This is a genomic window from Pinibacter aurantiacus, assembly GCF_019130065.1.
GTDB classification, from domain to species: domain Bacteria; phylum Bacteroidota; class Bacteroidia; order Chitinophagales; family Chitinophagaceae; genus Pinibacter; species Pinibacter aurantiacus.
The window spans coordinates 261,642-283,896 of record NZ_JAHSPG010000015.1 but is presented as its reverse complement, the minus strand read 5'-3'; the positions used below and the strand labels follow the sequence as shown (position 1 = coordinate 283,896).

The window sequence follows — 22,255 nt, the reverse complement described above, 5'->3', positions numbered from 1 at the left end:
TTAGTTGAGAGTTGAGAATGGAGAGTTGAGAGTTATGTCTAAGGGGTCAGTCTTTACAAAAAGAACAACTCTCAACTAGCCTTTTACTCTCTTAATTCCTTCTTTTGCTTCGGTAAAATTGCGGTCGAGCTGACTTGCCCTGATGTAATTATTTAACGCTTCCTCTTTATTGCCGGCAGCTTCGTAAGCCCTACCAAGCCAGTAGTAAACGTCTGCATCAGTGTTGGAAACAGTTGTGGCCAGTTGAAGCGTAGTGATCGCTTCCTGTGGTTTTTTTTGTTCAATAAAAAGAATTCCTTTTTCAATATAGGCGTCGGTAAACTTCCAATCTATTTTTATGCATTGGTCAAATTGCGCGACAGCGTTCGCGTAATCATTTATGTTAGAGTAGTACACTCCTTTCAGAAAAACGGCATCGATCAATTCACCGGTGGAATCGGCTTTGAGCAAAGCGTCGCAAAGAGAAAGCGTTTTCTTGTTTTTTGTCTCTGCATACAAATTAGCAAGCGCAAGACCAGAAAGCTGCAAAGGCTGGATAGTATAAGATTTCTCAAGATCAGCAATCGCCTGCGTCGTATCGGCGAGAGCGGCAAGTAGCGTGCCCTTCTCATACCAAGCTTCAAAATCGTTGCTGTCTTTACTGATCATATCGTCATATAAAGCCAGCGCATCTTCTCTCTTGCCTTCACTAACGTATATTTCAGCAATCTTCCTTTTGAAATCCGTATTGGCAGGATACATCTTCATGCATTGGTGCAGCAGATCCAGCGCTTCATTAAGGTTTCCTGTAATCATTAAATTAGAAGCATAGGATGTAGCAGTAATCTCATCCGGCTGCAAGCTCCATGCTTTTTTGAAATCTTCCGTTGCAAGCTCATGAAATCCTTTTTGGGAAAGAAGCCCCGCCCTTTGTTTGTAGAGATCTGCATTGTCCGGTAGTAATCTGATACTATCAGTCAATACATCAAATGGGGGCGACTTAAGTATTTTCTCGTTCTCTGATTTACCTTTCTTATCGAAAAAATTACAGCCTATCAAAACAATCGCCAACATGAAAAAAGTGAAGATGTAAAAGTTGCGTTCCATGGAGGCAAGTTAGGCAATTTGAAAATTTGAAGATTTGAAAATTTGAAAATGGAACGCAGATTTTCATGATTCTCATGATTTGAATGATCTTTTGATTTGATACTGAAATTAATCAGCCCCTTTCTCGTGTATCAAATTTTAAATTTCAGATTTCTAATCTTGACCAATCATGACAATCATGAAAATCTGCATTCTCCCTCATTTTCAAATTTTCAAATTCCCAAATTCTCAAATTATTCTTTAGTTTAGCGGCCAAACTACACTTTATGTATACTGGTCTTTTACACTTGCATAGCTTTTTACGTTGGGTTATCCTGATTTTATTATTGATTGGTTTGGTTCAGGCGTTTACTGCTAAAAGTAATCCTGAAGCAGGCGCAAAACTTAAGAAAACAAGTTTGTTTCTGTTGATCTCTGCGCATACAACTTTCCTGATTGGTTTATACCAGTGGATCGTTGGTCCTTGGGGGTTGAAAAACATTACCAATCTTGGCATGAGCGCAGTAATGAAAGATGCTGTATACAGATTTTACGCAGTAGAGCATATAACAGGGATGCTTATCGCAATCGTGTTAATTACCATTGCTCGCGGTAAAGTGAAAAAAGCTGCTTACGGTGCGGCATTCTGGTTATACCTCGTGGCACTCGTGATTATCCTTGTAAGCATTCCTTGGCCAGGAAGAATGGCTGGAGCTGGAAGAGGCTGGATTTAGGAAATTTGAAAATTTGAGGATTTGAAAATTTGAAAATGTGTTGAGTGTTACATTTTAAGAGATAACTAACTCTTAGAATTTCGAAGATTAAATGTTTCGGTTTGAATCTATCATTTAAAGCATTTTCAAATTTTCAAATCCTCAAATTTTCAAATTAACAGCGCTTCTGCTACTTTACCCATCTCTTCAACAGTCCCTATAGTAAGCCTGCACCACCTGGTGTTTTTCTCATACGTTCTGATGCCTGCAATACCTTTTGCTTCTAATTGGGCAACGATATCTTTCGGATAATTTTCGCAATTGAAATACACAAAGTTTGTGCTGGAAGGTATGTATGAAATGTTCGCTTTTTTAAGCGCATTGTAGAATATTTCCTTCGCCTTTGTATTTTCCGTTTTACAATAGTTGACAAAGTTTTTATCATCCATAGACGCCAATGCGCCAGCAAGAGATACTGCGCTCGCACTGGCATTTGCCCACGGCTGCAATGAAGTTATTTCACTGATGGTTTGCGGATGAGCAAGAATATATCCCAGCCTTGCACCGGCCATGCCGTATACTTTTGAGAAAGTTTTTGCAACAAGCAAATTGGGAAATTCATTTACCAGTTTAGCCATGCTCGGAGTGTCATTAAACTCCGTGTATGCTTCGTCAAGTAAAATGGGACAACTAGGAGCGACATTGCGTATAAATGCTTCCAGTTCATTCGGCGGCAACACGGTCCCCGTTGGATTGTTGGGGTTGCACAAATAAATGAGCTTCGTATTTGATTCAATACCATTCTTCATTCCGTTGAGATCGATGACTCTTGAACCAGTTAGCGGCACTGTCTTGATGTCAAGCCCTATCTTTTTTGCAGCCGGTGTCCAGGAAAGAAAACTTACTTCCGGAACAAGGGCCGTTCCTTTCTTCAAAACCGTCCATGCACCCACAATGCCAAGGAGTTCAGAAGATCCTGCACCGATCACAACGTTAGAAGCGTTTAGATTATATTCTTTGCCAATTCTCACTCTTAATTGATCAACAGCATCCATGGGATAACGGTTCGACGCTGTTACGGCTTCCATCATGGCTTTGCGCGCCATTGGCGAAGGTCCGTATGGGTTTTCATTAAACCCCAATCTTATCATAGTTTTTGAAGGAGGGAAGTTGGTAATAATGCGGGATTCAGTTTTTCTGGCAAATGTATCTCTGCTAAATGCAAAAGCTGCGGCAGCCAAAGCTGTATTGCGCAGCATTTCTCGGCGTTGCATGGTCATGTTTAATAGTGTTGGTTTTGGTCTTTGTAAGGTAAGAAAAACTTTCCTCAGATTCTTTTCCCCAGCTCTATTACTTCGCAGTTTTTGATGTTTTTGCCATCTATATCAAATCTGATAAGCGTTCGCACCTGGTGCCAACCTTGTTTTCCCGCTGCTCCTGGATTTATGTGCAGGCATTTTAGTTTTTCATCGTACATAACCTTTAAAATGTGCGAGTGCCCGCTTATAAACAGGCCTGCATGGGTTTCCATAATTCTCTGCTTAACGCCGGGAGCATACTTGTTTGGATAACCGCCAATATGTTTCATGTAAACAGTAACCTCTTCACAATTGAAAACAAGCTCCTCAGGGTATGAATATCTAATGTCCGGCCCGTCAATGTTGCCATATACGCCTTTGAGCGGTTTGAAGGCTTTTAGTTTGTCAGCAATTTCAGCAGTTCCAAAATCTCCTGCATGCCATATTTCATCGCATTTATCAAAATAGTTGAAAACAGCATCATCAAGGAAGTTATGCGTATCAGAGATGAGTCCAATTTTAGTCATGGTAAAAATTCAAAAGTAAAAAGTAAAAATTCAAAATATCAAAGAGTCATCCATTTTTGACTTTTTACTTTTGAATTCAATCCTGCCTTCAGCAATAAAATCTTGTTCGGCAGTGTTATCTCCTCTTTAAATATCTGTGATCACTAAAATAACCCATTGTAGCTATGGTATCATTTTAGTATATTTAAAGTAAACAAAAAAACTTGCTCATTATGATAAAAATCAATGAATTAAAAGAAGGCGATTACGTAATGGCCGACTTTGAGGGCCAGACAAAAGAAGGAGTGGTGACAGAATTGAATCATGAAGACAAAGAAATTTGTGTAAAAACAGATGTGCAGACATTCTGGTTCAAGCCGGAGGATCTTTATCCCATACCTTTAGATGAAAACCAGTTGGTTAAACTTGGGTTTGAAAAAGAATCATACGAAAACAATTATACGAAATTCAAAAAGGGGCCTTTCAGAGTGCTGCTAAATTCCAAAGGTTTCGAGGATTTTGAAATATGGTACCGGGAAGATCACCGTCTGATAAAGATGCCGATAGCGGTTCATCAACTTCAAAATCACTATTTACAAATGACAAAAGTTGAGCTGGTTTAATAAGTAAGGAAAAGGGGCAAAGTAATTTGCCTCTTTTTAATAACTGAGTGACTGAATAATTGAATTATTGAGTAAAATGCTGAAATTCAGTGTCTTCTCAATAATTCAATAATTCAGTTATTCAATTATTGGTAAATAAGTTAATTTAAGCTTTTCTAGGCATATTCAAATTTTTTGCTATTTTTAATGCCGTATTTAAGAATAATATGCATAAAAAGGAATTTTTTCTCCATTTATTTTATTATTAATTTATAAACTCCTATCTTTGCGCTCCCAAAAATAGTATGGCGAAACAAGCATTAATCAAACAGGATGGAATCATTTTAGAAGCATTGTCAAACGCGATGTTCAAGGTGAAGTTGGAAAATGGGCATGAAATTCTGGCAACAATCTCAGGAAAAATGAGGATGCACTACATCAGAATTTTACCAGGCGATAAGGTGGGTGTGGAAATGAGTCCATACGATCTATCAAGGGGAAGGATTATTTTCAGATACAAATAATCCGTATTAAAAGGCTAAACGTTTTAAATTAAATAACAATGAAAGTTCGTGCATCAATCAAGAAGCGCAGCGCAGATTGTAAGATCGTGAGGAGAAAAGGAAAGCTGTATGTAATTAACAAGAAAAATCCTCGTTACAAACAAAGACAAGGATAATCTTGAGATTACCGAAGTTTGAAACATTAAAATCGAAAATTAAAATAGAATTATGGCTCGTATTGCCGGTGTTGATTTACCAAAAAACAAGAGAGGCGAAATAGGTTTAACCTATATTTACGGAATTGGCCGTTCATCAGCCCAGTACATTTTGGAGAAAGCAGGTATTTCCTTTGATAAAAAAGTTCATACTTGGAATGACGAAGAGCAAGCTGCTATTCGTAACATTATCAATGATGAATTTAAAGTAGAAGGTGCTTTGCGCTCTGAAGTATCAATGAGCATTAAACGCTTACTTGATATCGCATGTTACCGTGGTTTACGTCATCGTAAAGGTTTGCCTGTTCGTGGTCAACGCACCAAAACAAATAGCCGTACTCGTAAAGGTAAACGTAAGACAGTTGCCGGTAAGAAAAAGGCCGCTAAGAAATAATTAATAGCTGTTGATGAGCTCAATCGCTTATTGACAGCTGTTTTTATATGCACCTGTTATTAAGAACCAGTTACAGATGTCAGGGTGCGACGGAGTGTTGGTTCGATTCCGGTCACGGAATATTTAATTAAAACAAGATTACCTTTAAAAAGTCATGGCGAAAGCACAACAAAACAGCGCTAAAGTCGCTGCTAAAAAAAGAATCGTAAAAGTTGACGCTTATGGTGATGCACACATCGTAGCAAGCTTCAACAATATCATCATCAGCTTAACAAACAAGCACGGTCAGGTTATTTCCTGGTCTTCTGCTGGTAAAATGGGCTTCAGAGGTTCTAAAAAGAACACTCCGTACGCAGCTCAGATGGCCGCAGCTGACGCAGCAAAAGTAGCTTTGGATGCTGGTTTGAAAAGAGTAGATGTTTACGTGAAAGGACCTGGTTCAGGACGTGAAGGAGCTATTCGCTCTCTGTCTAACTCAGGTATCGAAGTAGTACAGATTAAAGACGTGACGCCGCTTCCACACAACGGATGCCGTCCTCCGAAGAAAAGAAGAGTTTAATCTTTATAAAGAGTTTATGTACGGTGAATCCCACCGTACATTTTTGCTTTTCATATATTTTGTATTTTACAAGGATGTGCGATTGATTTTTTAAGATTTTTACTGATCGTACATCGTAACCAAAAAAATCTCCAATTACAATTATGGCACGTTACACAGGTCCCAAGACCAAAATTTCCAGAATTTTCGGTGAGCCAATTTTAGGCAATGGCAAATGGTTAAACAAAAACAGCAACCCTCCAGGTCAACACGGTGCTTCCCGCAAACGTAAAAGCCTTGGTGAATATGCTTTGCAATTGCGTGAAAAACAAAAAGCTAAATATACTTACGGTGTATTGGAGCGTCAATTCCGCAAAACTTTCGATGAGGCTTCTCGTCGTCGTGGTGTAACAGGTGAAAACCTGATCAAATTGCTGGAAGCACGTTTGGATAACACTGTATTCCGTTTAGGTTTGTCAGCTTCTCGTCCTGGCGCTCGTCAGTTGGTATCTCACAAACACGTTACCGTTAACGGTGAAGTGGTGAACGTACCTTCTTTCCAATTGAAACCAGGTGACATCATCGGTTTGAAACCAGCATCTGGCGTTAACTCTAGCATCACTAGCCAATTCCGCGGTAAAAATGCTAAATTCAACTGGTTAGACTGGAACGAAACTGAGCAAAAAGGAACTTTCATTGCGTACCCTGAAAGAGAAAGCGTTCCTGAGAACATCAAGGAACAACTGATTGTAGAGTTGTACTCTAAATAATGATCAGCGCAGTTAGTGGCCGGAAGATTTTTCTTTCAGTGCTAATTGCAGAACAGTAAGGCTAAACAAAGAAAATATAAAACTAAAATCTGAAACAGATATATGGCCATTTTAAATTTCCAGAAACCTGACAAAATTGTTTTGCAAAAAGCAACCGATTTTGAAGCACAATTTGAATTCCGCCCTTTGGAACCTGGCTTTGGCGTAACTATCGGAAACGCATTGCGCCGCGTATTGCTGAGTTCATTGGAAGGATATGCTATCACGGGAATTAGGATTGAAGGGGCTGAGCATGAATTTGCTACTATCAAGGGTATAACAGAGGACGCTACCGAAATTATTCTGAATCTGAAACAAGTAAGATTCAAGAAAATCGTAGATAGCGAAGCGGTGAATGAAAAAATTACCCTGCACATTAAAGGTAAGAACGAATTTACTGCGGGCATGATCCAGGAAGGTACTCAGTCTTTCCAGATCATGAATCCGGAACTGCTGATCTGTACTATGGACCCTTCTGCAAAGTTGGACATAGAACTTACAATTGGAAAAGGTCGTGGTTATGTACCTTCTGAAGAGAACAAATTGAAAGACGCGCCTGTAGGTTACATTCCTATTGACTCCGTATACACTCCGATCAAGAATGTTAAATACAGCATCGAAAATACGCGTGTGGAACAACGTACTGACTATGAAAAGTTGGTAATGGAAGTTAGCACAGATGGTACTATTCATCCAGAAGAAGCTGTTAAACAAGCTTCACGTATTCTGATTCAACACCTGATGATCATTACTGATGAAAACATCACTTTTGATAATAAGGAAGAGAAAAAAGAAGACCTGGTAGACGAACAAACTTTACAATTGCGTAAAGTATTGAAAACACCTTTGGAAGATCTTGATCTTTCAGTGCGTGCCTTCAACTGCTTGAAAGCTGCTAAAATCAACAGCTTGAGCGAGTTGGTTGGTTACGAACAAGAAGACTTGATGAAATTCCGCAACTTCGGTCAAAAATCTTTGAGCGAAATCGAACAAGTGTTGAACGAAAGAGGTTTGCACTTCGGAATGGATCTTGCGAAATTGGGTGTAGATAAAGATGATATCTAAATAACTTAAGGCTTATGCTTGTGTGAAAACCTTGCATGAGCCTTATTTATACATTGTAAACAGTAGGCTGTAATTCCTGACACGGTACAGCCGAATCTAAAAATTAACGTCATGCGTCACGGAGACAAAATCAAAAATTTAAGTCGTACAAAAGCACACAGAGATGCTTTGTTGAGCAATCTTACTTGTCAATTGATTCAGCACAAGAGAATTGTAACTACACTTGCTAAAGCTAAAGCTTTAAGAGTGTATGCTGAACCATTGATCACAAAAGCTAAAGAAAACAGCACACACCAACGTCGTATTGTTTTCGGCTATTTGCAAGATAAAGAAGCTATCAAAGAACTTTTCGGTGCGGTTGCTGAAAAAGTTGCTGGTCGTCCAGGTGGTTACACTCGTATCATCAAATTGGGTGCTCGTGTGGGTGATAACGCTGAAACTGCGATGATCGAACTTGTAGACTTCAACGAAATCTACGGTAAAACAGCAGAAACTAAAGCAGAACCAGCTAAAAGAACTCGTCGTGCTGGTGGAGCTAAAAAGAAAGCTTCTGATGAAGCAGCTTCTAACGAAGCACCTGCAGCTGGTGAAGAAACTAAAGCAGCAGAATAAGGAAATGATCATTCATTCTTTATATAGAAGCTCCGATATTATTATCGGAGCTTTTTTTTAGCTAATTCAAAAGGAAAAAGTCAAAATTCAAAAGTGCGGCGTAAATGTTGGCAACTTGCATTGTAGCTGAATAAAATTACTGCTGTACAAGTGTGCGACGCAACAAAAGTTGAATCAAGGATATACAGTTGACAACATAATTGGCGGCGTAAAACACCAGTCTGTGCGGATTATCGGGGCTAGTTTCCATAACGGACAAATTTTTGACTTTTGATTTTTGAATTTTGACTTCAATAACAACTAAATTTGCAGCGAATTAAAAATCTCCATGTCTAATACTACTCAACAACAAGCGATTTTGGTGCTGGAAGACGGCACCGTACATTATGGTAAAGCATTTGGCGTTATTGGCACTACAACGGGTGAATTGTGCTTTAACACTGGTATGACAGGTTACCAGGAAGTATTTACAGATCCTAGTTATTATGGCCAGGTTTTGATTATGAACAACGTGCACGTTGGAAACTATGGCGTTAAAGATGGAGATGTAGAAAGTGGTTCTATTAAAATCCGCGGGTTGATCGGACGCAACCTTGAAGAGACTTATTCACGCCGCATGGCACAAGGTTCTCTGAACGACTATTTGAAAGCAAACAACCTGGTTGCGATTGAAGATGTTGATACACGTTCACTGGTTGAGCATGTGCGTACGAAAGGTGCGATGAACTGCATTATTTCTTCAGAAATCCTGGATGTTGAACAACTGAAAGCTGAGTTGGCGAAAGTTCCTTCAATGGATGGTTTGGAACTTGCTTCTCTTGTTAGTACAGATAAAACATACGAAATGGGTGATCCAAACTCATCCATTCGCGTTGCGGTGATCGATTTTGGTGTAAAACAGAATATTCTTAACTGTCTGGTGGAAAGAGGCGCTTACATAAAAGTGCACCCTGCGAAAACTTCGGCAGCGGAGCTAAAAGCGTTTAATCCTGACGGTTATTTTATATCAAACGGCCCCGGCGATCCGGCGGCAATGCCTTACGCTGTTGAGACTGTAAAAGAAATTTTGAAAGCGGAGAAACCAGTTTTTGGTATCTGTTTGGGACACCAGTTGCTGGCTTTGGCTAATGGTATTCCTACTTTCAAAATGCACCACGGCCACAGAGGTTTGAACCACCCTGTGAAAAACCTGATCACCGGCTTGTGCGAAATCACTACACAAAATCACGGCTTTGGTGTAGATCCTGAGGCGGTTAAAAAAGCAGATCACATCGAGGTTACACACGTTAACCTTAACGATAAATCAATTGAAGGTATCAGATTGAAAGGTAAACCTGCATTTTCTGTGCAATACCACCCTGAAGCAACTCCGGGTCCGCACGATAGCAGATACTTGTTTGATGATTTCATCAAATTGATTCAAGACAACAAGTAGTCAATTGAAAATTGAAAGTTCCCGCCCGACTGACGTCGTTCGGGCGGGGAAAATTGAAAATGTTGGAGGCTGCGTTTCGCAGCCTCTTTTTTATTTTGTATCAGAAAGGCCTTAGTAAGTAGTCGGAGAATACTGATTTTAATATTAACTTTCAATTTTCAATTTTCAACTTTCAATTAATGAAGCTCGCTATCATCAACGGACCTAATCTTAATCTTCTTGGAACAAGGGAGCCTGGTATTTATGGCAGCCAGACTTTTGAAGCGTTTTATGCAGATCTGCAGAAGTTATTTCCTGATATTTCATTTCATTATTTTCAAAGCAATGTGGAAGGTGAATTGATCAATGAGCTGCAGCGAGTGGGCTTTGACTATGACGGTATTATAATGAATCCCGGTGGCTATACACATACTTCAGTGGCAATTGGCGACGCAATAGCGGCAATTAAAGCGCCAGTAGTTGAAGTTCATATCAGCAATGTACATGCGCGTGAAGATTTCAGAAAACTATCGCACGTTTCTGCGAAAGCGAAAGGAACGATTGCGGGGCTGGGGATGAAAGGGTATGAGCTGGCGGTGAGATTCTTCATAGGTTAAGACCCTGGTTAATTTGAAAATTTGAGGATTTGAAAATTTGAAAATTCTTTCTGTGAGCTTTGTTCTTTTTTTAACTCACTCTCGGAATGTCTGAGAGCCAATAATAGAACGGGACCGCGCTTAATGCATTTTCAAATTTTCAAATCATCAAATTTTCAAATTCGGCTATTTAACAATAACTGATTTCTGTGAAACGCTGTACGCACAGAAGTACCCCAACGCGCCGCCGGTGATGCTGCTGACAGGATTGGCTGGAGCAGGATTGTCCGGGCGATCAACGATGTTTTCCAAAGAATTAAAATAATCGTAGTTGGCCTTGTCGATATTCCTCATTTCTACAGAAACTGAATCTCCTTTTTTGATGTATTCTTTATCTTTTCTGAAAAGAGAAAAGTTTGTCGAGTTGCCATCAAAATATTTGTCGTTCGTGATATTGATGGCTTTAGACGCTACACTGTTGATGTATTGTATGAAGCGATAGTTGTTACCCAAACCTTTCGGGTCTGTGAAATAAACAACAGCTTCAAGCGTGTCTTCGTCGCTGGATTTGAAGGTTGATTTCTGTATTTTAAGGTCGTCCAATGCCACGAGAGCGGGCATTGTTGAGCTGGCTGTATACTCTTTGTTGTCGGTTGTTTTTATATACAGTGTATATGTTGTGCCAACGGTGCCATTCAATGTTGCCGTTTGATAAATGCCGGCGGTGGTTTCTTTAAGTGTTTCACTATTCCCTTTATTATCAGAAATTTTCACCACTGCATTTTGTACTGCAGGGAAAGAGTTCGTTTGATCGTAGTTAACACTTGTTGAGAGCTTGATCGTGTATGGACCTGGAACATTGGAAATATTTCCTTCTATTACCAGTTGAGGTATGGAGTTATTGGTATTAATGTCGATCACCTTTTCACACGATGTTGTGCTTATTGCTACAACAAGCACAAGTACTATTGATATGATTGATTGAATACTTTTCATTAGAATTTGAAATTGTACGTTACAGAAGGAATGAATTTGAACAAAGCAACCTGAACAGCTTCCGTCTTGGTTGGATCATCCGGATTCGTTTTGAAGTTGATCGTGTAGGCGTTTTCTCTGCCGTAAGCGTTATATAAAGAGAATGTCCAGCTTGATTCTTTAGTAGCTGTTTTCTTTACAATATAAGTGGCGCCAAGATCGAGCCTGTGGTAGGCTGGCATGCGATAGCCGTTTCTTTCTGTGTAATAGTTAACAACCTGGTTGTCGACTTCATATTTGCCACTTGGGAAAGTAGTTGCATTGCCGGTGTAATAAACGAAATCAGCAGAGAATGTCCACTTTTTGCTTAGCTCATACATCGCTACAACGGAAATGTCGTGCGTACGATCTTGTCTCGCAGAAAACCATGCGCCTTTATTTATTTCTGCAAATTGTCTTTCACTTTTCGCCAATGTATAACCGATCCAACCAGTGAGCTTGCCTGATTTTTTCTTGATCAAAAATTCTGCGCCATAAGCTCTTCCTTTGCCAAACAACAATTGCGACTCTACATTCTCATTACCATAAATATCTGCTCCATTCTTATAGTCGATCTGGTTCTGCATTAACTTATAATAAAGCTCAGTTGAGAATTCGTACTGGTTGTTCTTAAAGTTTCTGAAATAACCAACAGAGAAGAGGTCCGCAACTTCTGGTTTTACATTATTGCTGCTTGGAATCCACACATCCCAAGGTGAGGAAGTTGATGAAGTGCTTAGCAGGTGCATGTTTTGCGTATTGCGGGAATAACCTCCTTTAATGGAGTGTTCATCATTTATGATATAGCTTAACGATATTCTTGGCTCTGCAAAGAAGTATGTTTTTACCAAACCTGTTTTGCTGTACACCGAAGAATCTTTTATGCTGCTGTCATCATTGTAGGTATAAAACGTGCCCGGTCCCAGCAATGAAAATGAACTGAAACGAATGCCGTAGTTTATGTTTAAATGATCAGAGAATGTCCACGTATCGTTGATGTAAGCGCCATTTTCCCAACCGTGTTTTTTCTGCAGCTCCATGTTATTAATGCCGGATTTAGGATTTGCCGTTACTTCACCCGGAATGAATGTGTGGGCGATGGAGTTGATACCAAACTTTACGTTGTGGTTACCGCCCACATACCATTGAAGGTCCTCCTTGAAGTTCCAGTCTTGTATGGCAGAAGTGATCTTAACATCATCGCCATTGTTATTAAGAAGGATATGATAATTGTAGTTGCTAAAAATAAGAGAGGTATTAGAAAACAATTTGCTGTTGAAGATATGGTTCCAGCGAAGCGTTGCAGTTGAATTGCTCCAATCTAGTCCAAACTGTTTGTTGTAGTTAAAATTATCGCGACCAAAATATCCAGATAAATAAATTCTATCCTTATCTCCCAGTTTGTAGTTGGCCTTTGCGTTGATGTCGTAGAAATAAAGCGTTGAGTTTTTTGCCGTGGTATCTTTTGATAATTTAAGGAAAAGATCTGCATAAGTGCGTCGTGCAGAAACAATGAAGGAGCCTTTGTCCTTTACGATAGGTGCTTCAACACTTAACCTTGAAGAAATCAAACCAATACCGCCGCTTACACTTGCGCGTTTATTGTTTCCTTCATTCATTTTTAAATCAACAACAGAAGACAACCTGCCGCCGTATTCCGAAGGCGCAGTGCCTTTATAGATGGTCGCATCTTTGATGGCATCTGAATTGAAAACAGAGAAGAAGCCAAGCATGTGAGAAGGATTATACACTGGTGCTTCATCCAGCAGGATAAGGTTTTGATCTGCGCTTCCGCCACGCACATAGAAACCGGAATTTCCATCGCCGGCGGATTGAATACCCGGCAAAAGCTGGATCGTTTTCAAAACATCTTTCTCTCCAAAAATGACCGGAATGTTTTGGATCTCCTTCATGCTTACTTTTTCAACACCCATAACAGGACGCAGCACCGCTTCATTCTTTTTACGGCTGCTTACTATTACTTCCTGCAATGTGCTGTTGGTTCTTGCCAGTTGCACATTTATCCGGATGTCTTTATTGACATCCAACGAAAACGATTGTACGTTAAAGCCCACTGATTGTGCTACAAGGGTGTATTTCCCTTTGGGCACAGTGAGTGAATAAAAACCATAAGAGTTGGTGACGATGCCGGCATTTTTTAGTTCTTTGATATAAACGGACACTCCGATCATATCTTCACCGGTGGCGGAATCTTTTACTGTTCCGCTGATGCTAAACTTTTCCTGAGCATTTGCAGCTATGGATAGCACAGACAGGACAAGTGCCACTAATAGCTGAAGGCTTTTTTTAGATTGCATGTAAGGGTTTTAAAATTTTCTAATGATAAGGCCGCAAAAATCTTTATCTCATAGTCAAGAAATCGTTAAAATAGCCCAAAGCAAGGTTTCATGCGATTTGGCACGCAAAATTATGCCATATGTTAAAAACTGGGTATTAAATAGTGATAAAAGGGTGTTTAATGGGACCAATATTTTTACAAGATCAGTAGGGGCGAATCGCATTCGCCCTGGGCATCACGGATCGCATCCGATCTGGTTACAAAAATCAATTTCACATAGCTACAAAAATATCCGAAGCAACAGCGCATACCCAATATCCTGTTTCATGTTGTCTGCCTTTTTAATGATATGCACGCCGGTCCGGCTCCAAACAATAAACACATCTCCTTTGCGGTGAGCCAGAATTTGCTGTTCAATTTCCGGTAAAATATGGCCTTTTGCTATCCAGCCCAGATCTCCCTTGGTAGCTATTTCTCCCCCCATTGAGTACATTCCCGCCATATCCTCAAAAGTTGCCTCGCCATTGTTGATGCGGTTAAGGATTGATTTTGAGAGAGAATCTGCTACACGGTAAGTAAGTATAGAGGTGTCAATAAAAACCTGGCTGATGCGGTTGAATGTGCTGGGTTCCTGTGCCAGAACTTCCACGAGATATTTGTCCAGTTTTCTGGTCAGGAATGGCCCATAGACTTTGCCGGGTTTGCCGTGGTAGGCAATGCTGTCCGCCACGCCCTGGAAGTGTAAGGTGTTCATCACCACCACCGTATCAATCTTGTATTTCTTCTTTAAAATGTCGCGGGTGTACAAAATGGGGTTGTAGGATTTCTCGATTCCTTCCTTTATTTGCGGTATTGTTTTTGGTACAACTACTGCTGATTGTGCGGGCGGCGCCGTCTGTTTGTTTTGTGCATTTGCGGAAAGGAAAAGGAATAAACAGGATGTTGCAAAAAGGATGATTTTGAGCGGCCCCATAATTGTTGATTGCCCGCAAATGTATTCAATTAAGATTTAGGAATTAGGAATTAAGAATTGTTTCGGTGTAGCCTGCATTTTGTTAAAATGGCTTCAAGTAGGACAAAAAGTATTTTATCGTGTTAGAATTTTAGATTTCTTTTATAGAATAAATTATTTGATCAGTACGTTTAATAAACATGAAAAAGATTGCTCTGAGATTTTCTATCGTGGTTTTTATTATGCTTTCTATTGTGGGCACTTCAATGGCGCAGCAGTGGAAGAGTTACATTGTTGGGGTGAAGGGCGATACACTTAACCGTGTTGACAAGCAAGACAAAAAGCAAGGGAAATGGGTGGTTAGAATTGAATCACTTCGCGGTGAGCCGGGGTACGAGGAAGAGGGCGTGTTTGTTGACGGCCGCAAGGAAGATACATGGCGCAAATACAGCTTGATGGGAGATTTGCTGGCAGTAGAAAATTATAAATGGGGCATGAAAGACGGCAGCAATTTATACTACAGCAGCCTGACAGGAAATGTTGCGATAGAAGAAAGCTGGCTGGCAATTAATCCTGACAAGAAATACGATACAATTGATGTAGAAAACGTTGATGACCCCGGACATTTTACTCGCGTGATCATTAAAAACGAAGGAGCATCATTAAAGCACGGTACCTGGAAATACTTCGATCCGACAACCGGATTTGTCACTAAAACAGAATTCTACCATTTAGGAAAATTAGACGCGGACCCACTGGCTAAAGCCGCTTCCACAGATTCGCCGACTTCCGTTAAAAAGGACGCTGCCAAAGCGAGTTCCAAACCAAAAGAAGTAGAAGATTTCGAGAAACAGAATTCAGGTAAGAAGAAAGTGAGGGTGAGGGATGGTGCGACGGGATATTGAGAGTTGAGAATTGAAAATTGAAAATGATCGTTATAATGTGAAATGCCTAACATTGAGATAGTCTCTGTTAGGCATTTCACTTTTAGGTCATATTCTAATTCCTAATTTCTATTTCCTGATTCCTACTTCAAGTCTCCGGGCTGAACCACATCCATATCGCCGTAGTCAAGATTTTCACCGCCCATTCCCCAGATGAAGGTATAAGCTGCTGTGCCTGCACCGGAGTGGATTGACCAGTTCGGTGAAATGATCGCCTGGTAGTTTTTCATCCACACGTGTCTTGTTTCCTGCGGCTCGCCCATGAAATGGCATATTGCCTGGTTTTCCGGAACTTCAAAATATAGATAAACTTCCATTCTGCGGTCGTGCGTATGCGAAGGCATAGTGTTCCAAACGCTTCCCGTTTTTAGTTCTGTCATGCCCATTTGTATCTGGCATGTTTGTACAACGGAGTTTACAATCAGTTTATTGATGGTACGTGCGTTGCAAGTTTCAGGTGTACCAAGGTTTACGATTTCCGCTTCGTTCTTTGTGATCTTTTTTGTTGGAAAATTCACGTGTGCAGGAGCGGAGTTGAAATAGAAATAAGCAGGCTTTTGTTTATCGTTGCTTTCAAAAGTGATTTCTTTATTGCCGCGACCCACATACAAAGCTTCTTTGTAATCCAGTTCATATACTGTTCCGTCAACCGTTATTTTGCCCGCACCGCCAACATTGATAAAACCAATTTCACGACGCTCAAGAAAATAATTTGCTTTCAGAGGATCAATCGTTTCAAGTGTGAGTTTGCCTGAAGCAGGAACAGCACCGCCCGCAATCACGCGGTCGTACAAAGAGTAAACCATGTTCACATTGTCGTTCTCAAAAAGCTTTTCAATAAGGAAATGCTCTCTTATTTTTTTTGTGTCGTAATTCTTTACATCGTTGGGATGCGCAGCATGGCGCAGTTCATAATTGGTAGCCATATTGATGATTTATTTTTTGATTGTTACTTTCTTCTAGTTTACTTTTTTATATGAATAATTCCCTGTCCAGCTGTACGATTTTCCGTCAAAGGTAACGGTATGCGCATCTGTTGCAGATGCCTTTCCATTATTAATTTCCAGCAGCCATTTTTCATTCTTTTTATTGGTGAGCATTACAACCGTTGCTTCATCGTTGCTGCCTATCACTTCAATTTTTGCGAAGCTTCCGTAAGAATCTTTACTTGCTTCAGAAGTAGCGCTGAAAGAGCCGTGGGGTTCAATGACTGATGCAAACACATGATCGCTGCCGTTTTCGCGAATGGTTATGCCAGGCTCGTTACGCAAACTGAATTCAGGATCATTTGCCCCGATCTCTGTAAAGAAAACTTCTGCATTATTAGATGTGGCAGTAACAATGGTGTAAAAATTATGTTCATTAAAAAGCGTGAACAAACTATTGTTCGTGTTGGCCGTTCCTTTTGCTTTTACCCACAAATATTCATAACCATCTTTTTTACCGAACGGAAACATTTGCGGCGAAGCTGCGTATTTAATATTTGTTTCGATAAGTGATCCCAGGTAATAGAAACTATAATCGTATTGATGTTGTTCTTTGGAAGAAAGCCTGTAAACATCAATGAGGAAAGGCTTTTCAATGCCTTCGGGCTGTACCATTGCCAGGGTTCTTTGCATCCCTACACCGTTGTAAGCGGTTGTATCTTTTCCACTGGTGATCTGGAAAGCTTTATTACTAAGGTCGTTGAAATGTGTGTAGGAAAAGGAATTTGCAGCTTCTGCTTTTTTGGTGTTGTTTTCGTAATTCGATTTGCCGTCAACAGCCACTGTGTTGTGAGCAATAGTTTGTTTCGACCATGTCCTGTTTTCAGGTAAATAACGGCCTCCTCTTTTTTGTTCGATGTTGAGAAAACGCGTGCCTCCGTAATCGGTTAAGATTTCTTTCTCTCCGTCGTACAATTGAATGGCAAGTTTATCAAAATGTCCGTGGTCCATTCCATAAGCAGAATACTTTAGCAATGCACTTACAGCATCAGGAGTTTCGTTGCTTCGCAAAATGCTGACGCCGCCTTTGCTTCCATCGGGACCATCTGTCAAAGCCATCGAATGCCATTTGAAAGAATTCGTGGATTTGCCTGCAGCAACCGCCTTAGCTACTTTTACACCATCGGTACTTAATAAAACGCGATCCTGTTTTTGTGCAACATACAGCAGGGACGGATCTTCTTTAACGGATCCATAGCTGATGTCAACAGCATACACCACTTCGCCTGATTCCCAGGATTTGTCTTTCAAGGCATCATTGAACGGAAGAAAATATCCATCTGCGTCTGTCATTTGTAGCAACACAGATGTCGCTTTGGCAAGTGTTCCGTTTTTGTAAGAAAATATTTTTAAAGATGGCTGGTTGTTATCAATTGCTTTTGCAAGTACAAGGAAAGGTTGGATGGCGTAACGCAAATAGTAAGCGCCTTCAGTATAGTATCCATCCGGAGAGAACAATTGCTGTATCTGTTTAAGATAGCCGGTTTTGCCATCTTTATTGCCGCCATAAATCGCTTTGTTCACCATGTCTGTATCGCCAATAACATAGCCTGTCATAGCCACCCCTGCAACGGACCATGTTCCGTGATTATGGATCATGTTGAATGTTTTCGAATCATTCACTATCATGTATTGTACAAATTTGCGCAGCAAACTATCTTCAATAAATTTTTTATCATCCTTGGAAAGATAGTCATACACGCAATCATAGGCCTGCGCGGCGTGCACGAGCCAAACTGCATCATTGAGGCTTTGCCAGAAAAGCACTCCAGGTGTTCCTGAGTTTTTTCCTTCAGGATGCACTCCCAGGGAAGGATACATTTTGGCGTACGCCAGGAACATTGTTTTCACGTACTCAGCATACTTTTTATCGCCGGTCACCTGCCAGATGATTCCCGCGTTCAGCATGTTCTGGTAATTCAGTTTATGTTTTTCGTGTGAGTAGCCGCCGCCAGGGTCTTTTGGGAAGGGCACATCGATGCCGTTTTTGATATCAGCATCAACACCGGCTCTTGCTTCGGCAAATGTTTTGTCGAGCAACGGATATTTTCCAAGTCCCGCTTTTATTTGTTGTACTCCATCTTTGGTAAGAATGAGGTTGGGGTGTTTGCTTTGCGCAAATGAAAACGACGCGAAAAGCAGGCAGGTTGTAAGTGTTTTGAGATTCTTCAGCATGGGCAAGCGTAAGTTATGAGTTGGGAATTGAGAGTTGAGAGTTGAGAGTGATGAGTTTTGAGATGCTCTTTACCACGGCTTACCACTCACAACTCACAAACTGTTGTTTATTTTTTCAAAAAATCTGCACGCATAGGTGCGAACGAATCAATCAGTTCTCCTTGTTCGATGCATTTTGCTCCATGCAAAACATTTGACGGAACAAAAAAACCTTCGCCCTGTTTCAAGCGTTGCGTTTTGCCATCAATTGTTATTTCAAAAACACCTTTGGCAACGTAGGACGTTTGAATATGCGGATGCTTGTGTTCATAGCCAACGGCTCCGCTTTCAAATACTACACGCACCATCATAACATCGTCGTTATAACCCATTATCTGACGTTTAACGCCCGGATCGGTACTTTCAAATTGCATTTCCTGCTCCAGTAAGAATTCTTTGCTTTGCATAGTTGGTAAATGTTGAGGATAAAATCGGGTATGAAAGTATTAAAAATTGGTTGACCAATTGTGTTTTAAAATAGCAATTTTTTAAAATTTCGTACTTCATTGTTACGCCAAACTAAGGCGAAGGGGTCGAATTTTGCGCGAAAACAGCGCTAATTCTAAAATCAGAAGTTAAAAGTCAAAATGAGTTGCAGCATTTTTGACTTTTGAATGTTTACTTTTAACTTGAAAATTGGTCGTCCAATTTTGATTTGACGCTTATTTTAATAATTTTGAGATTGACGTCACTTAGTTATGACGTTAATGCCCTAAGGGCAATGTGGCGATTTCGCTGTTATTCTATTGATATTATTTCCCTACGGAAAAGGATTGCCCGTAGGGCATCAATGTCAATAGAAAATCTAGCAACATGAATCTTATTGTCCGTAGGACATTAATAAAGCAAATTAGAATTGCTTAACTAAAGGGTATTGAAATTTGAAGATTGTAAATTTTGTTGAATGAAAGATGTTTTGGACGATTTGAAGGAAGTGGTGGTTGAAAAACCAGTGGATGTTATTATCCGACAGATCAAGGAGTTGCTGATTTCCGGTCAGTTAAAACCGGGGGACAAGCTTCCGCCGGAAAGAAAGCTTTCCGAGAAGTTTGGTGTGGGTAGAACCCATGTGCGCGAGGCCATCCAAAAGCTCGAGTTTTATGGCATTTTAAAAACCAAGCCGCAGAGTGGAACTTATGTGGCAGGCATTGGCATTTCCGCATTGGAGGGTTTGATAAGTGATATTCTGAAAATAGATGCCTATTCTTTTATGTCCCTCGTGGAAACGCGTGTTTTGCTTGAAACATCAGCAGTGGCACTGGCTGCAGAGCGCAGAACGGAGGCGGATATTGAAAAACTGGAGCTTTCATTGAATAACTATCTCGCCAAAGCAAAACAAGGCATAAAGGCCGTAGATGAAGATCTTATGTTTCACCTGACCATTGCAGAAGTTAGTAAAAACCAAGTGCTAAAGTCGCTTTTACTCATCATCATTCCCGATATCATCTCCAATTATTCTGTTTTTAAAGTCTGCGATACCATTACAGATAAAGCGCTCAACGAACACACGCTGCTGTTCCAACAAATAAAAGAAGGCGATGCCGCAGGGGCGCAGGCCACCATGAAGGAACATTTGCAAGGCGTTATGGATTTTGCGAAAATGATAGTGCAGTAGCGGGTGTGTTTGATGTATGAAGTACGAAGTACGAGATGCTTTGTGGCAAACACTCAAAATGAATCTCGTACATCGTACTTCGTACACCGTACACTCCCTAATTATTTTTTCTTCTTCAAATACAAAAAATCCTCACACAGATAAAAGCAAAACTTTCAATTATTTAGAAAAAACTTAACAAAGGCAATCATTTTCTGATGTTTTGAAAACGGATGTTCGTTGTACGTGATGCTAAATGGCGGTTTCGTCAATTTTTTGATTCATAATCCGGAATTATCCTCCAAATTTGCGGAGCAAATTATAACCCCTGCATTTTCCTGTTATGCCATATGGAGATCAGATTTCGTCAATAACTGAGAATGAATGGGTTTAGTTAAAAAATTAAACATTAGAAAAATGATTATCGGGTTACCTAAAGAAATTAAAAACAACGAAAACCGTGTAGCGTTGACTCCGGCCGGAGTTTCAGAATTGGTTGCTAACGGACACACTGTGTATGTGCAGGCGACTGCAGGTGAAGGAAGTGGATTTTCTGATGAAGAGTACCAAAGTGCTGGTGCAAAAATTCTCTCTACTATTGAAGAAGTGTACGCTATCGGCGAAATGATAGTGAAGGTGAAAGAACCAATTGAATCTGAATACAAATTGGTAAAAGAAAACCAATTGCTGTTTACATATTTCCACTTCGCATCTTACAAACCACTAACAGAAGCAATGGTAGCAAGCAAAGCAGTTTGTCTTGCTTACGAAACTGTTGAGAAAAACGGTGGCTTGCCATTGTTGGTTCCAATGAGTGAAGTAGCTGGTCGTATGGCGATCCAGAAAGGCGCCAACTACCTTGAAAAACCTCTTGGCGGTCGTGGTATTTTGCTTGGCGGTGTTGCGGGTGTAAATCCTGCAAAAGTGTTGATCCTTGGTGGTGGTGTGGTAGGAACAGAAGCGGCGAAAATGGCTGCTGGTCTGGGTGCTGACGTTACCATTATGGACGTGAGCCTTCCTCGTCTGCGTTATTTGTCTGACGTGCTTCCTGCAAACGTGAAAACTGTAATGTCAAACCGTTACAACATCCGCGAACTGGCAAAACAAGCTGACCTTATCGTAGGTGCGGTTTTGATTCCGGGTGCAAAAGCTCCGTTCCTGATCACACGCGATATGCTGAAAGACCTTAAAAAAGGTTGTGTATTGGTGGACGTTGCTGTTGACCAGGGTGGTTGTATCGAGACTTGTAAACCTACAACTCACGAAAATCCAACTTACGTAATTGATAATGTGGTGCACTACTGTGTTGCAAATATGCCGGGTGCTGTGCCTTATACTTCTACATTGGCACTTACCAATGCAACTTTGCCTTATGTTATTCAATTGGCAAACAATGGCTGGAAAGACGCTTGCCGCGCGGATGCAGGTCTGAAAAAAGGTTTGAACGTGGTAAACGGACAGATCGTGTACAAATCTGTAGCGGATACGTTTGGTATGGCGCATTTGCCAGTAGAAGAAATTCTATAAGAACAAAGTCAAAATTAAAAAGTCAAAAGTCAAAAAGAGGTTTCCAATTTTTGACTTTTGACTTTTTAATTTTTAATTCATCTGTAGCGATGGCAGCCTGAACCCATGGCCATCCAACACAAAAAGCTCGTCGATCTCGTAGGTCCAGTATTTATATAAGGGAGATTTTATGAGATACGCTTCCACAGTCTCTTTATCCTCCGCATTGATGGTGATCCAAGTGCGTCTTTTTTCCATGCTTACGGCATAATACTCAACTATATCCTTGTTAATGAGATAATTGATGTAGGTACGATGCGCCGGTACAAGTGTCATAAATTCGTCGTCCCACGAAAAGTCTATGCTTACCTGGTATTTCTTCATCATAATATTACTAACGGTTTAACCCGCTTTTT

24 protein-coding genes are annotated in these 22,255 nt (G+C 40.4%); 14 read left to right on the top strand and 10 right to left on the bottom strand.

Annotated elements, in window-relative coordinates; genetic code table 11:
- Nucleotides 1–75: 75 nt before the first annotated feature.
- Complete coding sequence (locus KTO63_RS19640) at nt 76–1,086, bottom strand: tetratricopeptide repeat protein (RefSeq protein WP_217793510.1); 1,011 nt, start codon at nt 1,084–1,086, stop codon at nt 76–78.
- 266 nt (nt 1,087–1,352) lie between these two features.
- Here KTO63_RS19640 and KTO63_RS19635 point away from each other — a divergent pair, with 266 nt between their 5' ends.
- Nucleotides 1,353–1,799, top strand: coding sequence for a hypothetical protein (locus KTO63_RS19635; protein WP_217793509.1), 447 nt, complete (start codon nt 1,353–1,355; stop codon nt 1,797–1,799).
- A gap of 149 nt (nt 1,800–1,948) precedes the next feature.
- Here the strand turns inward: KTO63_RS19635 and KTO63_RS19630 are convergent, their stop codons facing one another.
- Entirely contained in the window at nt 1,949–3,058 is a 1,110-nt protein-coding gene (locus KTO63_RS19630; protein ID WP_217793507.1) for a pyridoxal phosphate-dependent aminotransferase, read from the bottom strand.
- A gap of 47 nt (nt 3,059–3,105) precedes the next feature.
- On the bottom strand, nt 3,106–3,603 hold the full coding sequence (locus KTO63_RS19625; RefSeq protein WP_217793505.1) for a metallophosphoesterase family protein: 498 nt from the start codon (nt 3,601–3,603) through the stop codon (nt 3,106–3,108).
- Between the two features lie 212 nt (nt 3,604–3,815).
- Between KTO63_RS19625 and KTO63_RS19620 the strand changes: the two genes are divergently transcribed.
- The 10 genes from KTO63_RS19620 (at nt 3,816) to aroQ (ending at nt 10,351) form a co-directional block, all read left to right on the top strand.
- On the top strand, nt 3,816–4,205 hold the full coding sequence (locus tag KTO63_RS19620) for a hypothetical protein (protein ID WP_217793503.1): 390 nt from the start codon (nt 3,816–3,818) through the stop codon (nt 4,203–4,205).
- A gap of 284 nt (nt 4,206–4,489) precedes the next feature.
- Nucleotides 4,490–4,708 (top strand): translation initiation factor IF-1, encoded by a 219-nt coding sequence (gene infA / locus KTO63_RS19615; RefSeq protein WP_217793501.1) that lies wholly within the window; start codon nt 4,490–4,492, stop codon nt 4,706–4,708.
- A 38-nt stretch (nt 4,709–4,746) separates the two neighbouring features.
- A complete protein-coding gene (gene ykgO, locus KTO63_RS19610; protein ID WP_046369371.1) occupies nt 4,747–4,863 on the top strand; it encodes a type B 50S ribosomal protein L36 in 117 nt (38 codons plus the stop codon).
- Nucleotides 4,864–4,915: 52 nt separating this feature from the next.
- Entirely contained in the window at nt 4,916–5,296 is a 381-nt protein-coding gene (gene rpsM / locus KTO63_RS19605; RefSeq protein ID WP_217793499.1) for a 30S ribosomal protein S13, read from the top strand.
- 154 nt (nt 5,297–5,450) lie between these two features.
- A complete protein-coding gene (rpsK, locus tag KTO63_RS19600) occupies nt 5,451–5,855 on the top strand; it encodes a 30S ribosomal protein S11 (RefSeq protein WP_217793497.1) in 405 nt (134 codons plus the stop codon).
- 143 nt (nt 5,856–5,998) lie between these two features.
- Complete coding sequence (gene rpsD, locus KTO63_RS19595) at nt 5,999–6,604, top strand: 30S ribosomal protein S4 (RefSeq protein ID WP_217793495.1); 606 nt, start codon at nt 5,999–6,001, stop codon at nt 6,602–6,604.
- A 102-nt stretch (nt 6,605–6,706) separates the two neighbouring features.
- On the top strand, nt 6,707–7,708 hold the full coding sequence (locus KTO63_RS19590) for a DNA-directed RNA polymerase subunit alpha (protein ID WP_217793492.1): 1,002 nt from the start codon (nt 6,707–6,709) through the stop codon (nt 7,706–7,708).
- A gap of 111 nt (nt 7,709–7,819) precedes the next feature.
- Entirely contained in the window at nt 7,820–8,320 is a 501-nt protein-coding gene (rplQ, locus tag KTO63_RS19585) for a 50S ribosomal protein L17 (RefSeq protein ID WP_217793490.1), read from the top strand.
- Nucleotides 8,321–8,648: 328 nt separating this feature from the next.
- On the top strand, nt 8,649–9,755 hold the full coding sequence (gene carA, locus KTO63_RS19580; RefSeq protein WP_217793488.1) for a glutamine-hydrolyzing carbamoyl-phosphate synthase small subunit: 1,107 nt from the start codon (nt 8,649–8,651) through the stop codon (nt 9,753–9,755).
- A 179-nt stretch (nt 9,756–9,934) separates the two neighbouring features.
- A complete protein-coding gene (gene aroQ, locus KTO63_RS19575) occupies nt 9,935–10,351 on the top strand; it encodes a type II 3-dehydroquinate dehydratase (RefSeq protein ID WP_217793486.1) in 417 nt (138 codons plus the stop codon).
- 165 nt (nt 10,352–10,516) lie between these two features.
- Here aroQ and KTO63_RS19570 read toward each other — a convergent pair whose 3' ends face one another.
- From KTO63_RS19570 to KTO63_RS19560, 3 genes are all read right to left on the bottom strand, one after another.
- Nucleotides 10,517–11,326 (bottom strand): DUF4249 domain-containing protein, encoded by an 810-nt coding sequence (locus KTO63_RS19570; RefSeq protein ID WP_217793484.1) that lies wholly within the window; start codon nt 11,324–11,326, stop codon nt 10,517–10,519.
- Nucleotides 11,326–13,662: a TonB-dependent receptor gene (locus KTO63_RS19565; protein WP_217793482.1), complete on the bottom strand. Its 2,337-nt coding sequence runs from the start codon at nt 13,660–13,662 to the stop codon at nt 11,326–11,328. The genes KTO63_RS19570 and KTO63_RS19565 overlap by 1 nt, the downstream gene beginning before the upstream one ends.
- A gap of 261 nt (nt 13,663–13,923) precedes the next feature.
- On the bottom strand, nt 13,924–14,616 hold the full coding sequence (locus KTO63_RS19560; protein ID WP_217793480.1) for a peptidylprolyl isomerase: 693 nt from the start codon (nt 14,614–14,616) through the stop codon (nt 13,924–13,926).
- Between the two features lie 179 nt (nt 14,617–14,795).
- Here KTO63_RS19560 and KTO63_RS19555 point away from each other — a divergent pair, with 179 nt between their 5' ends.
- The gene (locus tag KTO63_RS19555; protein WP_217793478.1) at nt 14,796–15,500 is read left to right on the top strand and encodes a toxin-antitoxin system YwqK family antitoxin; all 705 of its coding nucleotides are present in this window, start codon (nt 14,796–14,798) and stop codon (nt 15,498–15,500) included.
- Between the two features lie 122 nt (nt 15,501–15,622).
- Here KTO63_RS19555 and kduI read toward each other — a convergent pair whose 3' ends face one another.
- From kduI to KTO63_RS19540, 3 genes are all read right to left on the bottom strand, one after another.
- Nucleotides 15,623–16,465, bottom strand: a complete 843-nt coding sequence (kduI, locus tag KTO63_RS19550) for a 5-dehydro-4-deoxy-D-glucuronate isomerase (RefSeq protein WP_217793477.1) — start codon at nt 16,463–16,465, stop codon at nt 15,623–15,625.
- A gap of 33 nt (nt 16,466–16,498) precedes the next feature.
- A complete protein-coding gene (locus tag KTO63_RS19545; protein WP_217793475.1) occupies nt 16,499–18,700 on the bottom strand; it encodes a heparinase II/III domain-containing protein in 2,202 nt (733 codons plus the stop codon).
- 107 nt (nt 18,701–18,807) lie between these two features.
- Complete coding sequence (locus KTO63_RS19540) at nt 18,808–19,146, bottom strand: cupin domain-containing protein (protein ID WP_217793473.1); 339 nt, start codon at nt 19,144–19,146, stop codon at nt 18,808–18,810.
- Between the two features lie 497 nt (nt 19,147–19,643).
- On the opposite strand from KTO63_RS19540, the gene KTO63_RS19535 reads away from it, so the two are divergent.
- Entirely contained in the window at nt 19,644–20,354 is a 711-nt protein-coding gene (locus KTO63_RS19535; protein ID WP_217793470.1) for a FadR/GntR family transcriptional regulator, read from the top strand.
- A gap of 396 nt (nt 20,355–20,750) precedes the next feature.
- Nucleotides 20,751–21,860, top strand: a complete 1,110-nt coding sequence (gene ald / locus KTO63_RS19530; RefSeq protein ID WP_217793469.1) for an alanine dehydrogenase — start codon at nt 20,751–20,753, stop codon at nt 21,858–21,860.
- A gap of 72 nt (nt 21,861–21,932) precedes the next feature.
- On the opposite strand, the gene KTO63_RS19525 is transcribed toward ald, so the two are convergent.
- Nucleotides 21,933–22,226 (bottom strand): hypothetical protein, encoded by a 294-nt coding sequence (locus KTO63_RS19525; protein ID WP_217793468.1) that lies wholly within the window; start codon nt 22,224–22,226, stop codon nt 21,933–21,935.
- Nucleotides 22,227–22,255: the final 29 nt, after the last annotated feature.

What these genes read in the sequence shown, in the direction of transcription:
- ykgO (WP_046369371.1), top strand. Translation starts at nt 4,747, where the DNA reads ATGAAAGTTCGTGCATCAATCAAGAAGCGCAGCGCAGATTGTAAGATC.
- ald (WP_217793469.1), top strand. Translation starts at nt 20,751, where the DNA reads ATGATTATCGGGTTACCTAAAGAAATTAAAAACAACGAAAACCGTGTA.
- KTO63_RS19635 (WP_217793509.1), top strand. Translation starts at nt 1,353, where the DNA reads ATGTATACTGGTCTTTTACACTTGCATAGCTTTTTACGTTGGGTTATC.
- KTO63_RS19560 (WP_217793480.1), bottom strand. Translation starts at nt 14,616, where the DNA reads ATGGGGCCGCTCAAAATCATCCTTTTTGCAACATCCTGTTTATTCCTT.
- KTO63_RS19535 (WP_217793470.1), top strand. Translation starts at nt 19,644, where the DNA reads ATGAAAGATGTTTTGGACGATTTGAAGGAAGTGGTGGTTGAAAAACCA.
- rpsD (WP_217793495.1), top strand. Translation starts at nt 5,999, where the DNA reads ATGGCACGTTACACAGGTCCCAAGACCAAAATTTCCAGAATTTTCGGT.
- KTO63_RS19640 (WP_217793510.1), bottom strand. Translation starts at nt 1,086, where the DNA reads ATGGAACGCAACTTTTACATCTTCACTTTTTTCATGTTGGCGATTGTT.
- KTO63_RS19570 (WP_217793484.1), bottom strand. Translation starts at nt 11,326, where the DNA reads ATGAAAAGTATTCAATCAATCATATCAATAGTACTTGTGCTTGTTGTA.
- rplQ (WP_217793490.1), top strand. Translation starts at nt 7,820, where the DNA reads ATGCGTCACGGAGACAAAATCAAAAATTTAAGTCGTACAAAAGCACAC.
- KTO63_RS19620 (WP_217793503.1), top strand. Translation starts at nt 3,816, where the DNA reads ATGATAAAAATCAATGAATTAAAAGAAGGCGATTACGTAATGGCCGAC.
- rpsK (WP_217793497.1), top strand. Translation starts at nt 5,451, where the DNA reads ATGGCGAAAGCACAACAAAACAGCGCTAAAGTCGCTGCTAAAAAAAGA.
- rpsM (WP_217793499.1), top strand. Translation starts at nt 4,916, where the DNA reads ATGGCTCGTATTGCCGGTGTTGATTTACCAAAAAACAAGAGAGGCGAA.
- infA (WP_217793501.1), top strand. Translation starts at nt 4,490, where the DNA reads ATGGCGAAACAAGCATTAATCAAACAGGATGGAATCATTTTAGAAGCA.
- KTO63_RS19555 (WP_217793478.1), top strand. Translation starts at nt 14,796, where the DNA reads ATGAAAAAGATTGCTCTGAGATTTTCTATCGTGGTTTTTATTATGCTT.
- KTO63_RS19565 (WP_217793482.1), bottom strand. Translation starts at nt 13,662, where the DNA reads ATGCAATCTAAAAAAAGCCTTCAGCTATTAGTGGCACTTGTCCTGTCT.
- KTO63_RS19590 (WP_217793492.1), top strand. Translation starts at nt 6,707, where the DNA reads ATGGCCATTTTAAATTTCCAGAAACCTGACAAAATTGTTTTGCAAAAA.
- KTO63_RS19545 (WP_217793475.1), bottom strand. Translation starts at nt 18,700, where the DNA reads ATGCTGAAGAATCTCAAAACACTTACAACCTGCCTGCTTTTCGCGTCG.
- kduI (WP_217793477.1), bottom strand. Translation starts at nt 16,465, where the DNA reads ATGGCTACCAATTATGAACTGCGCCATGCTGCGCATCCCAACGATGTA.
- carA (WP_217793488.1), top strand. Translation starts at nt 8,649, where the DNA reads ATGTCTAATACTACTCAACAACAAGCGATTTTGGTGCTGGAAGACGGC.
- KTO63_RS19630 (WP_217793507.1), bottom strand. Translation starts at nt 3,058, where the DNA reads ATGACCATGCAACGCCGAGAAATGCTGCGCAATACAGCTTTGGCTGCC.
- KTO63_RS19540 (WP_217793473.1), bottom strand. Translation starts at nt 19,146, where the DNA reads ATGCAAAGCAAAGAATTCTTACTGGAGCAGGAAATGCAATTTGAAAGT.
- KTO63_RS19625 (WP_217793505.1), bottom strand. Translation starts at nt 3,603, where the DNA reads ATGACTAAAATTGGACTCATCTCTGATACGCATAACTTCCTTGATGAT.
- KTO63_RS19525 (WP_217793468.1), bottom strand. Translation starts at nt 22,226, where the DNA reads ATGATGAAGAAATACCAGGTAAGCATAGACTTTTCGTGGGACGACGAA.
- aroQ (WP_217793486.1), top strand. Translation starts at nt 9,935, where the DNA reads ATGAAGCTCGCTATCATCAACGGACCTAATCTTAATCTTCTTGGAACA.